11 protein-coding genes, 1 tRNA gene, 1 other RNA gene and 1 other annotated feature are annotated in these 12,613 nt (G+C 36.5%); of the genes, 2 read left to right on the forward strand and 11 right to left on the reverse strand.

Going from position 1 to position 12,613, the window contains the following annotated elements; genetic code table 11:
- Positions 1 to 281: 281 nt before the first annotated feature.
- From JMM81_RS21945 to tadA, 7 genes are all read right to left on the reverse strand, one after another.
- On the reverse strand, positions 282 to 545 hold the full coding sequence (locus JMM81_RS21945; protein ID WP_256243682.1) for a pro-sigmaK processing inhibitor BofA family protein: 264 nt from the start codon (positions 543 to 545) through the stop codon (positions 282 to 284).
- Between the two features lie 106 nt (positions 546 to 651).
- Positions 652 to 870, reverse strand: a complete 219-nt coding sequence (locus tag JMM81_RS21950) for a YaaL family protein (protein WP_256243683.1) — start codon at positions 868 to 870, stop codon at positions 652 to 654.
- Between the two features lie 18 nt (positions 871 to 888).
- Positions 889 to 1,485: a recombination mediator RecR gene (gene recR / locus JMM81_RS21955; protein ID WP_256243684.1), complete on the reverse strand. Its 597-nt coding sequence runs from the start codon at positions 1,483 to 1,485 to the stop codon at positions 889 to 891.
- A 13-nt stretch (positions 1,486 to 1,498) separates the two neighbouring features.
- On the reverse strand, positions 1,499 to 1,822 hold the full coding sequence (locus JMM81_RS21960; RefSeq protein ID WP_256243685.1) for a YbaB/EbfC family nucleoid-associated protein: 324 nt from the start codon (positions 1,820 to 1,822) through the stop codon (positions 1,499 to 1,501).
- Positions 1,823 to 1,958: 136 nt separating this feature from the next.
- On the reverse strand, positions 1,959 to 3,665 hold the full coding sequence (dnaX, locus tag JMM81_RS21965; protein WP_256243686.1) for a DNA polymerase III subunit gamma/tau: 1,707 nt from the start codon (positions 3,663 to 3,665) through the stop codon (positions 1,959 to 1,961).
- A gap of 197 nt (positions 3,666 to 3,862) precedes the next feature.
- An RNA gene (gene ffs / locus JMM81_RS21970) (signal recognition particle sRNA large type) lies at positions 3,863 to 4,127 on the reverse strand.
- A 78-nt stretch (positions 4,128 to 4,205) separates the two neighbouring features.
- Positions 4,206 to 4,730 carry a tRNA adenosine(34) deaminase TadA gene (gene tadA, locus JMM81_RS21975; protein WP_256243687.1) on the reverse strand — a complete coding sequence of 175 codons (525 nt, stop codon included), beginning with the start codon at positions 4,728 to 4,730 and terminating at the stop codon, positions 4,206 to 4,208.
- A 200-nt stretch (positions 4,731 to 4,930) separates the two neighbouring features.
- Here tadA and JMM81_RS21980 point away from each other — a divergent pair, with 200 nt between their 5' ends.
- A complete protein-coding gene (locus JMM81_RS21980) occupies positions 4,931 to 6,220 on the forward strand; it encodes a glycoside hydrolase family 18 protein (RefSeq protein WP_256243688.1) in 1,290 nt (429 codons plus the stop codon).
- 231 nt (positions 6,221 to 6,451) lie between these two features.
- Here JMM81_RS21980 and JMM81_RS21985 read toward each other — a convergent pair.
- The 4 genes from JMM81_RS21985 to guaB form a co-directional block, all read right to left on the reverse strand.
- Positions 6,452 to 6,544: transfer RNA gene (locus JMM81_RS21985), tRNA-Ser, on the reverse strand.
- Positions 6,545 to 6,736: 192 nt separating this feature from the next.
- Positions 6,737 to 8,017 carry a serine--tRNA ligase gene (gene serS / locus JMM81_RS21990; RefSeq protein WP_256243689.1) on the reverse strand — a complete coding sequence of 427 codons (1,281 nt, stop codon included), beginning with the start codon at positions 8,015 to 8,017 and terminating at the stop codon, positions 6,737 to 6,739.
- A 108-nt stretch (positions 8,018 to 8,125) separates the two neighbouring features.
- Positions 8,126 to 8,341 (reverse strand) — a binding site (T-box leader).
- Positions 8,342 to 8,482: 141 nt separating this feature from the next.
- Entirely contained in the window at positions 8,483 to 9,799 is a 1,317-nt protein-coding gene (locus JMM81_RS21995) for a D-alanyl-D-alanine carboxypeptidase family protein (protein ID WP_375162435.1), read from the reverse strand.
- Positions 9,800 to 10,035: 236 nt separating this feature from the next.
- Positions 10,036 to 11,499, reverse strand: coding sequence for an IMP dehydrogenase (guaB, locus tag JMM81_RS22000; protein WP_256243691.1), 1,464 nt, complete (start codon positions 11,497 to 11,499; stop codon positions 10,036 to 10,038).
- Between the two features lie 113 nt (positions 11,500 to 11,612).
- Between guaB and JMM81_RS22005 the strand changes: the two genes are divergently transcribed.
- The gene (locus tag JMM81_RS22005; protein ID WP_256243692.1) at positions 11,613 to 12,569 is read left to right on the forward strand and encodes a YaaC family protein; all 957 of its coding nucleotides are present in this window, start codon (positions 11,613 to 11,615) and stop codon (positions 12,567 to 12,569) included.
- Positions 12,570 to 12,613: the final 44 nt, after the last annotated feature.

A 12,613-nucleotide genomic window follows, 5' to 3' on the forward strand; every position in this document is an offset into this window, starting at 1 on the left:
AAAAAGACTAAAATGTAAAACGTTGACGTTTTGTTGTTCAGTTTTCAAGGAGCATTGCAATCGCTCAAAAGCGACTTTTATAATATATCACCATTACAAATTAAAGTCAACTACTTTTTTATATTTTTTATTAACTAATAATCACATGTAATGATGACGACTTAAATAATTTTACTTTTTTTCATCCCTAAAGTCAACTACTTTTTTATATTTTTTTCTAACTATTACACCAAACAAAAAAACAGAAAAACCAGTATCTCTAACAGAACTGGTTTTTCTATTTACATAATCCACATTTCTATTACTACTAAAGCACATAAACCAGGAATACCTAAAAGGCCAGATACGGCAGAAGTTATTAAATTGATCGGAACATGTATTCCAAACTGGTTTCCTAGTACGTTAAGAAAAAATAAAAGAAAGGCTCCTATTACTATTTTTATAACCCCTTGACTGATGAACCGAATAGGCTTAACAGGTGATCCAAGGAAAAGAAACAGAAAAACAAGAACCCCCAAAACGGCTATAACGACAATCGGCTCCAATATCATTCTCCCTTTCCACTTTTCATACTACTATTCTTATGAATAGCCTGTACAAAATAGACCAGAAAGGAAGAAACACAACTAGGCTACGCTTCTTAAATAGACGCTATTTTAAGACAGAAAGACTTCTTCTTTTTGCTTCACGTAATAAATAAAGATATTTTGCTCGTGCTAGTTTCGTTTGTAATTCCATTTCACCGAAAGGATCAAAACTTTTTTTATATAAAATATTTTGATGATCCCATCTTTTTTTTGCTTCGTTTATCTGCTCAATTAATTTTTCATCAAATTCCGCTCGTAACCAGCCTTTTCGTCGAAAAAACATCTGTTAATCCCCCGTACCTTATACTTCTCTTCTTCCTTCCATCGCTTTAGATAAGGTTACTTCATCAGCATATTCTAAATCTCCTCCGACTGGTAAACCATGGGCAATTCTTGTTGTTTTAATACCTGATGGTTTCAATAATCGGGAGATATACATTGCAGTTGCTTCTCCTTCAATGTTAGGATTCGTAGCTAAAATAACTTCTTTTACGGTTTCGTCCTGTAGTCTTTTTAATAGTGTAGGGATATTAATATCCTCTGGTCCAATTCCATCCATAGGTGAAATGGATCCGTGTAGCACATGATAGAGACCATTAAACTCCTTCATTTTCTCCATCGCAATAACATCCTTTGGATCTTGTAAAACACAAATGATACTACGATCTCTTCTTTGATCTTGACAAATATAACAGGGGTCTTGATCTGTTATATGACCACATACAGAACAATACGATAAATTTCTTTTTGCATTTACAAGTGCTTTTGCAAAGTCTAATACCGTATCTTCTTTCATGTTTAATACAAAAAAAGCCAGACGTGCAGCCGTCTTCGGACCGATACCTGGCAATTTCATGAAACTGTCAATCAATTTGGATATTGGCTCAGGATAATGCATTCATTATTGCCTCCTAGAACATTCCCGGAAGATTCATTCCTTGTGTGAATTTCCCCATTCTTTCATTTGTAAGTTCGTCAGCTCTTTTTAAAGCATCATTTGTAGCTGCGAGTACTAAATCCTGAAGCATCTCTACATCTTCTGGATCAACAACCTCTTCTTTAATAATGATATCAACGACTTGTTTATGGCCCGTTACAATCACGGTTACCATGCCACCGCCTGCTGTTCCCTCAATTTTTTCTTCGCCAAGCTTTTCTTGTGCCTCAGCCATATCCTTTTGCATCTTTTGCATTTGTTTCATCATCTTTTGCATATTTCCCATTCCACCACGCATAATCGTATTCCCTCCAAAAAAAAGTATTTTTTCCTTTACTCTACTTACTCAAGGATTAATTCGCTAATAAAGGGAATAGTCCTTCATAACAAAATCAACTATTTGCTACTAAAGTATGACCCTTGCACCTTTATCGTTAATCCTTTATTTCAATTAAGTCAGCCCCAAATAGCATTTTTGCTTCCGCAATGAGCGGATCCTCCCCAGGTTCGTTAAATTCTGCATCTTCCCCATGATCAGCCTGTTGACTACTATTTAAGAATGTCTCTCGTATTTTACCCCATTGTTCTTCAGGAACACCAGTCACCTGCATTTTTTTTCCAATTAAATTATTTAGGATAGTAGAGATCGCCTCTACAAATTTAACATTATCCATCGCCATTTGACAGTGAATTTCATATTTAAATTTAATCACAAAGGCTTGATTTGAAGCTGCAACGGGCTCTGCTTCTTTTAACAATGCTGCTTGCGAACGCATTTGATTAGACGTAAGCAATTCAATCATTTCAGCCCAACGCCCTTTTATCGCAATAAGATCTTGTTTTGTTGCTTGTTTTAAAATCTCATTTATTTTTCCAACTGATGCTTGAAATCCTTTTCTTGTTGTTCTAGGTGGCTTCTTCTGCACTTTTGTCTGAACCTGTGCCTCTTCCGTCACCGTTATACCCTGTTGTTTTAATTCACTTATTTCATTTTCCAATTGAATAATTCTTTGTTTCAGATTATCCCCTTCAGGCTGCTGATTCATCACTGAAGAACTTTCTAACTGACATAACTTTACAATAGCTACTTCAAGAAAAATTTTAGGATGATTTGTCCACCGCATTTCCTGTTGTGTTTTACTCAAAAGATTAATCAATTGATAAATTTCCTCTGGACTTATGTCTATCGCAAGGGACCTGAACTCCTCATCAAGCATTACACGTTCTAATGATTCTTCTAAATTTGGAGCTGCTTTATACAATAATAAATCACGATAAAACAAGATTAAATCCTCAATAAATCTTGTCGGATCTTTCCCTTGAAAAAGCAACTCTTCTAATGATTCAAGTCCACTGACAACATCATGATCCTTTATAGCTTTGGCTAGTCTAAGCAAGAATACTTGTGAAACGGCCCCTGTCACTGTAAGAGCATCCTCAATCGTTACCTTTTCCTTACCAAATGAAATAGCCTGGTCAAGGAGACTTAAGGCATCACGCATGCCCCCTTCAGCAGCCCTTGCTAAAACTTGAAGAGAATTCTCCTCATATTCCACGCCTGTCTCTTTAGCAATGAGTTCCATTCTCCCCACAATATCCTTAGCCGTAATCCGTTTGAAATCGAAACGCTGACATCGAGAAATAATCGTTAGAGGAATTTTATGCGGTTCTGTTGTTGCTAAAATAAAAATTACGTGCTTTGGCGGCTCTTCTAATGTCTTTAGTAGGGCATTAAAAGCACCAATGGACAACATATGCACTTCGTCTACAATATAGACTTTATATTTTACTGAGCTTGGTGCATATTTGACCTTATCTCGAATATCACGAATTTCTTCCACACCATTATTGGAAGCAGCATCAATTTCAATAACATCAGAAATTGAGCCGTCTGTTATACCCTGACATGATGGGCATTCATTACAAGGTTCATCAATAGGCGCCCGCTCACAGTTAACTGCTTTAGCTAATATTTTAGCTGCACTTGTTTTTCCTGTTCCACGTGGCCCAGAAAATAAATAAGCATGTGATATTTTGTCTTGAAGTAGGGCGTTTTGCAATGTTTTCGTTACGTGTCCTTGTCCTACAACATCAATAAAGTTTTGCGGACGCCACACACGATATAATGCCTGGTAACTCACTTAAACGCCCCCTTCTTATTTTTTGTCTTTCTTCATTATAACGTATATATTTTCTATTTTACAAAATGAAAAGAAAAAATGATAGAAAATCAAATTTTCTTCTATCCTTTCACTCCATTTCTTTTTAAATTAGATTTCTGAAAGTAAAAAACCCATCCATATAAGGATGGGTTTTACTTATAAGTATAATTTAACTGCCGTGCACCTTCCGTCGACTGATTCCCATAAGCGTTACTTAAGCAGTTAGCTCGGTCCAGGCAACCCTGCGGCACATGAGATGGTCCACTTAATGCTGCTTCCTTCCGGACCTGACATGATTCGTGGGTTCCCATTGCGCAGGACCCGAACGTCAACACCACTTACTTAAGGCAGACCCTACAGGAGATCAGCCTCTGGAAGGGATTCAGCCTCGCTAGAGCGGATTGCGAGTACAGGGCACCGCTACCTCCCCGCCTAGCACGACAAAATTGATACCAAATAATTAGGCGTCATCTTTGACGCATGATTAAGTATACTAATTTTTAAATTAAAAAGCAATGCTTATTCACTGTCAATTTCTGTATTCACTTCCAAGAGCAGTTCTCGCCTTTTCTTTTTCTCTTCTTTCTTCCTTTTCCGAACCTCTTGAAAAAAATTAGACAATAACTGGCCACACTGTTGTTCCAATACTCCAGGGACAACCTCACTTTGATGATTAAAACGCTCATCCTGAAGGAGATTCATGAATGTACCGACGCAACCTCCCTTTGGATCCACTGCTCCAAAAACAACCTTTTGTATACGAGCTAATAGTATGGCTCCTGCACACATGGCACATGGCTCAAGGGTTACATAAAGTTCAGCCTGCTCAAGCCGCCAAGAACCAGTTACCTGACAAGCTTGTTCAATCGCCAGAAGCTCCGCATGGGAAACAGCACTTTGATTCGTTTCACGTAAATTATGAGCCCTTGCAATAATCTCCCCATTTAAGACAATGACCGCTCCAATCGGTACCTCTTTGAGTTCCTCTGCTTTTTTTGCTTCTTTAATGGCTTCCTTCATAAAATCTACATCTTTATCGATCATCCTTGTCAATATCCTTCCTTACCTATAGTTAGAGATGAATGAAACATTCAATAACTTTTCATTTTAAAAAATAATATCATGATTTATGATTTCAAACATAAATTGTTAAAGGTGATTATCTTATTTTGTCTATCTCTAAATTTTATCATTATACCTTGCCAATTCATAATACATGGACGGTAAGTTAAGGAGGAATAAAGATGCAAATACATGTGGTAAGGCAAAATGACACGCTCACAACCATTTCAAGAACTTACGGAGCAAATGTTACTGACATAGTTGAAGCAAATGAACTCCCTAATCCAAATAATCTTGTTATTGGTCAAACATTAGTGATTCCAATTGTCGGTAGCTTTTATTGGGTGCAACCTGGAGATAGTCTTTGGTCGATCTCCAGGAGATTCCAAATATCCTATCAACAGTTAGCTCAAGTGAATCAAATTTCTGTGAACCAACCTCTTCAAGTAGGCTATAGACTCTATATCCCACAGCCACCAAAGGTGAGAGCTGAATTTAATGCATATGTAGAACCGAGAGGGACCTCTGTTGCACCCGAATTAGAGACGAGTGCTCGAGATGCCGCTCCATACTTAACTTACTTGGCACCTTTTAGCTTTCAAGCCCTTAGAGATGGTTCATTAAAAGAACCTTTATTAAATAACTTTCCAGCTATCGCTGAAGCGAATAATAATGTATTAATGATGGTTATTACTAATCAAGAAAACGATCAGTTCAATGATGAACTAGGCCGAATTCTTTTAAATGATATCGCCATTCAAGATCGTTTTCTCAATAATATTGTCGAAACTGCTAATCGATATGGCTTCCGTGATATTCATTTTGATTTTGAATATTTGCGCCCAGCTGATCGGGAAGCCTATACTCAATTTTTAAGAAAGGCCAAAGCACGTTTTAGCGAACAAGGGTGGCTTCTTTCAACCGCTCTAGCACCGAAAACAAGTGCTGAGCAAAAAGGGGCTTGGTATGAAGCACATGATTATAAGGCCCATGGTGAAATTGTCGATTTTGTTGTCATTATGACTTATGAATGGGGATATAGTGGTGGTCCAGCGATGGCTGTTTCTCCAATTGGACCTGTTCGGGAAGTACTTGAATATGCAATTAGTGAAATGCCTGCTTCTAAAATACTAATGGGACAAAACTTATATGGATATGATTGGACGCTCCCTTTTGTTCAAGGGACCATCGCTAGAGCAGTCAGTCCCCAACAAGCCATTACTCTAGCAGCAGAGAATAATGTTCCTATTGAATATGATACCCGTGCTCAAGCACCTTTTTTCAAGTACTGGGATAATGAAGGAAAGCAGCATGAAGTCTGGTTTGAGGATGCTCGTTCGATTCAAGCAAAGTTTAATTTAATTAAAGAACTTGGAATAAGAGGAATGAGTTACTGGAAACTAGGCCTTTCCTTCCCACAAAATTGGTTGTTAATTACAGAAAATTTTAATGTAGTGAAAATTGGACGTTAAATATGAAAAGCGTAAGCGCCTTGTTCACCCCCGATAAGCACAAATCAATCCTCCCAGAAAGGTGCTCTTTACCTTTTCTAAGAAAACTGACTTGTAAACTCAAGGGGGTAAGGCGCTAGAGCTAGATAACTATTTATGTTCAAAAACTTATACTTTCTCATTCTCAAAACAAAAAAATCGTTACTCGAAAGTAACGATTCTATCTCCAATTTATGCGCGATTATTTATTAATGGAGGAGGAAAGGGGATTCGAACCCCTGCGCGGTTTGACCCGCCTGTCGGTTTTCAAGACCGATCCCTTCAGCCGGACTTGGGTATTCCTCCGTATCAGACAAAAATTAATATAGCATACAACAAAGTAGATGTCAATAGAATTCTAGGTGATTTTTTTTCACCTAGAATTCTGCTTATTAGGTAAGAAAATATAAATTTTCTAAACTGAGATCATGACCTAATTCCAGACGTCATCGACTCTTAGATCTACAACCCGTACAAAGCCTTCTTGCGCTTTTCTTATTATCTTTGTGTAATGACTTCCCTATTCCCCATATAAGGTCTTAAAACTTCAGGAATGATAACTGTTCCATCTTCCTGCTGGTAATTTTCAAGAATCGCTGCAACGGTTCTACCAATAGCTAGGCCAGATCCATTTAATGTATGAACATGTTCTGGTTTTCCCTTCGGATCACGACGGAAACGAATATTTGCCCGACGTGCTTGGAATGCTTCAAAATTACTACATGAAGAAATCTCCCGATACGTATCATAACTTGGCATCCAAACTTCGATATCATATTTTTTTGCCGCTGTAAAACCAAGGTCTCCTGTACACATACTCAGCACTCGATAAGGTAATTTCAATAATTGAAGGACCTTTTCAGCATGTCCTGTTAACATTTCTAACTGTTCATATGAGTCTTCTGGCTTTGCAAACTTAACTAACTCCACTTTATTAAATTGATGTTGTCGAATTAAGCCTCTTGTATCTCGACCAGCAGAACCTGCCTCAGAACGGAAACAAGCACTAAAGGCTGCATAGCTAATTGGCAGCTCTTCTCCGGTCAAAATTTCATCACGATGTAAGTTTGTAACAGGTACTTCAGCTGTTGGAATTAAAAAATAGTCCTCTTTCTCAATTAAAAAGGCATCTTCTTCAAACTTTGGAAGTTGGCCAGTCCCTGTCATACTTGCCCGATTAACCATATAAGGAGGCAGAACTTCAAGATATCCATGTTCTTCTGTATGAAGATCAAGCATAAAGTTAAATAATGCCCGCTCAAGTCTTGCACCTAAGCCTTTGTAAAAGACAAATCGGCTTCCTGTTACTTTACCAGCACGTTCAAAGTCAAGAATTTCTAAATAATCTGCAATATCCCAATGAGGTTTGCTTTCGAATTGAAATTGTGGCCTATCTCCCCAATTTCGAATTTCAATATTCTCCTCTTCAGTTTCACCTACCGGAACACTCTCATGTGGAAGATTCGGGATCCCTAAAAGGATTTTGTCTAATGCTTCCTCAACAGCTTTAAGTTTCTCATCGAGCACTTTAACTTGATCGCCTACTTCACGCATTTCCTTAATAAGATGATCTGCATCTTTTTTCTCACGCTTTAAAACAGCCACTTGCTGAGAAGCCTCATTACGTTTGCTTTTTAATTTTTCAGTCTCAACAATTAGCTCACGTCGTGTTACATCCAATTCCTCAAATCGATCAAGTTCTGATAAATCTTCACCTCGATGTTGAAGTTTCCCCTTTACCTCTTCAAAATTGGTACGTAAAAGCTTAATATCCAGCATACTAACTCCTCCTATTTTCTTTTTTTCTTTCGTCTATACACAATTGAAAAATAAAACCTTTCGTAATGGACATAAATTTAAAAAAACGCAAAAAACTCCCGTCCCCAAAAAAGGGACGAGAGTTACCCGCGTTGCCACCCTAGTTGAAGGTATACACCTTCCACCTTAAATCGATAACGGTTTTATCCGAAAGTATTTACTTGCCATTAGGCTTTCCATACTTTACTCAAGGACGGATTCACAAGTGTCGTTCACCGGTTTTCACCAACCACCGGCTCTCTAAAGGACAACTAACTTGTTACTATTTCCTCTCATTGCTTTATAAACTATAAGAAATTTAATTAATAATTCAACTTTATCTATTTCCATTTTACAACAAGATTATGCAAAACTCCAATATTATCTTAAATTTAAAAGGCACTCCATTTAAATAGGAGCACCTTTAAAAAATAAGCAATACTTATATTAAAACCAGCCTTTTACAGTTGATGCTATACTTCCCCATACATCACTAAAGAATCCACCAATTGCACGCATACTCAGCACAAACCAATTAGCTTTTTCAACGTTTTCAGCTGCAATTACATCTACTTTAAGACTACTTCCATCAAGAAATTCAATTGATTCACCATCTTTTGATTCGAGAGTCATATAGCCTACTTTATCACCTTTTTTTACTGGAGCCGTTAGCTCTCCCTCATCATTTAATAACTTTTTATCTAAAACAAGTACGGGTTGATAATTTTCTTTTTCATTCTTTTTACTTACAAGTTCAACAGCTTCTTTTGTATAAACTTTTACTTGATCTTCTTTTCCTTTATTAATAGAAAGAGTTTTATTACTTTTCACTTGATAATGTTCAGGGAAAATTTCCTCTTTAGAAAAATTATTAAAGGCATAGTCCAACATTTTTTTTGTTTCATCAAACCTTGCTGCACGAGGATCTCCACCCTTTGCGTTCATTACAACTGTAATATATCGATTGCCATCACGAGAAGCGGTACTAGTAAAACACGCACCTGCAAAAGGAGTTGTACCCGTTTTTAAACCGTCGACACCTTTATACGCAGGAGTACCATGCTTCATAGCAAGTTCTGGAAACATCCAGTTCCAATTCTCCATTTCTATTTCATCATCAGTTCCTTCTCTGAAGATCTTAACAGGAATACTAGTTGTTTCTAATACTTCAGGAAAGTCTTTCAATAAATGATAGGCTAGATTTGCGGTAGTCCGTGCAGACATGACATTTTCTTCTTGGTCTTCACCCACTAATTGCTGCCCATCGTCAATATGATTGATAAGATCACTATTATTTAAACCGGTTGAATTAACAAACTTAAAATCTTTTAAACCTAATTCGTTTGCTTTTTCCGTCATCATTTTTACAAAGTTCAATTCTGAACCCGCAATTGTTTCAGCAATTGCAATTGTTGCACCATTTGCTGAATAAATCGTCATCGCCTCATATAGCTCTTGAATCGTATACGTCCCATTCCTTTTTAAAGGTACATTTGAAAGGTCATAGTCTTGGGATACATTGTATACATAGCTACTCATGGAATACTCCTGATCCCATGTGACACTTCCCTCTTTAATGGCCTCAAGGAGCAAGTATTCCGTCATCATTTTCGTCATACTTGCAATACCAAGTACTTGATCAGAATTTTTTTCATACAATACTCTTCCTGTCTCAGCATCCACTAAAATAGCAGCATCTGCATTAATACCCAATATATCCTCTGCATCTACTCTATTAAATTCTGAAAATAGACTAAATAGCATAAGAACTGTAAGTATTCCAGCTATTTGTTTCTGGAAAAAATATTTTTTCAATTTAATGCCCTCCAACTTTTTCTACAACCTCGTTATTTTACCATAACTCTTAGCGAAAAAATAGACAGAGTAATGTCCTATTTCTTTTTTACTTTAGTTAAATTCACTATTGAGCATTTATATAAAATTAAAGAAAAAGTAGGGAATTTATCCCTACCTTTTAAGTAAACAATCTTTTATGTTTATTACAATGAGTAGTTTGGTGCTTCTTTAGTAATTTGAACATCATGTGGATGGCTTTCTCTTAAACCTGCTCCACTCATTTTAATAAATTGACTTCTTTCTCTTAATACAGCTAAGTCCTCTGCACCACAATATCCCATACCAGAACGAACACCGCCAATAAGTTGATAGATCGTATCCGCCAATGGTCCTTTGTATGGTAAACGCCCTTCAATACCTTCTGGAACAAACTTTTTATTATCCTCTTGGAAATACCGATCACCAGATCCTTTTTCCATCGCAGAAACTGAACCCATACCACGATATACTTTAAAACGGCGACCTTGGAAAATTTCTGTTTCACCAGGACTCTCTGAAACACCTGCGAATAGACTTCCTAGCATAACAGCATGTCCACCTGCTGCAAGAGCTTTAACGATATCTCCTGAGTATTTAATACCTCCATCAGCAATAATCGCTTTACCGTGCTTCCTAGCTTCTGTAGCACAATCATAAATAGCAGTAATTTGTGGAACTCCCACACCAGCTACAACCCTTGTTGTACAAATAGAGCCTGGTCCAATTCCCACTTTTACCACATCAGCACCCGCTAAAAACAATTCGTTCGTTGCTTCTGCTGTTGCAACGTTACCAGCAACAATAGGAAGTTCTGGATATGCTTTACGAATTTCCTTAACCGTTTCAATAACACCTGCTGAATGGCCATGAGCAGTATCAATCACGATGATATCCACACTCGATTTAACTAAGTGCTCTAAACGATTCATTGTATCTTTTGCAATACCAACAGCCGCTCCTACTAATAACCGGCCATGTTCATCTTTAGCTGAATTTGGAAATTCGATTACTTTTTCAATATCTTTAATCGTAATGAGTCCTTTTAAAACACCGTCAGAATTAACAAGTGGAAGCTTTTCAATTTTATACTTTTGTAAAATTTGCTCAGCTTGTTCCAATGTCGTTCCAACAGGTGCAGTAACGAGATTTTCTTTTGTCATAACATCTGAAATTTTAATGGAATAATCTTGGATAAACCGAAGATCGCGATTCGTAAGAATGCCCACAAGCTTTTTCTCTTCTGCATTATTAACAATTGGTACACCTGAGATACGATACTTACCCATTAAATGTTCTGCATCAAAAATTTGTTTTTCTGGTGTAAGAAAGAATGGGTCTGAAATAACCCCACTTTCTGAACGTTTCACTTTATCTACTTGTTCTGCTTGCTGTTCCGCTGACATATTTTTATGAATAATACCAAGACCACCTTGACGAGCCATAGAAATAGCCATAGCAGCTTCTGTCACCGTATCCATACCTGCACTAATCAACGGAATATTTAGCTTGATCTTGTCCGTTAAATCCACTTTCAAACTAACATCCTTAGGGAGTACACTAGATTTCGCTGGAACTAACAATACATCATCAAATGTTAATCCTTTTTTCTCAAACTTACTTTCCCACATAAAAAAACCTCCCTCACTGAAAAAAATATTATTAGTAGGTTATCAATTGGTTAAAATACTGTCAAGGATAGAATCCTAAATTTAATCTTTCTGAAAATTCGGAGGTTATACTATTGATTCACTCATACAAAGATTTACACTCCTTTTCACCATTTTTCTCAGCCTCAGATACACAGTTATATTTAAAAAATTGTTATCAAAAATTAGCCATTGAACAAGCTGAACAAAGAAGTTATGAAAACAGCTATCCTTTTATGTATTATTTGGAACATGCACAAATTTATTATCAGCAGGCCATTCAATCGCCCCTATTAATAAAACCAATTTTGTTATTTTATGGATTTGTCCATTTAATCAAAGCCTGCTTATTGACAACTGACCCTAATTATCCGGAAAATACAACTATGCTTTCTCATGGTGTATCTACGAGAAAAAGAAAAAAACAGCAGTATGAATTTTTCCAAGATGAAGTGAAGTTTCAAAAGAACGGCTTATTTCCATGTATGTTAGAAAATATGTTTAATATCAAACGATTAGAAGGTGATAAAATAGCAATGGGTGAGCTACTACAGCATATTCCAGAATTAGATTTATTATTTTTTCAATTAGAAAAAAAGCATACCTTTATGAAAATTAGTAGCCATCAAAAATCTCTTGCTTTTCCAAAAAGAATCCTTGATTCCTTTCATATGACAGAGAATCGTTTTATTGATTATTTACAAATAGAATCATCTAATAATTTAATTTTTAAAGAAAGTGTAGCAGACTCGCTTCTATTTGACTATTCTAATATTAGTCCTCCATTAACACCTTTAAAATATAATTTAGAAGATGAACATTTCTGTTTTCCATTTGTAAGAGGGAAACTCTCAACCTTTCCAGAAATGATTTCACATTATTTATTACTTTATAATTTAAGTATGATTGCCCGGTACGAAACAGAGTGGTGGGGCGAGTTGTTAAAAACAATGCCTAACAAAGACTATCCATTTATTGTTCAATTTTTAAATCTTACCGCTAAAAAAAGTCCCTTTTTAGTCTATCAGTTCCTATTAAATCAATCTAAATAATAATAAATAGCAAAAAAGAGTATCCAAAAAGGATACTCTTACTC

It is taken from the genome of Bacillus sp. V3B, assembly GCF_024494465.1.
Lineage (GTDB): Bacteria > Bacillota > Bacilli > Bacillales > Cytobacillaceae > Bacillus_BD.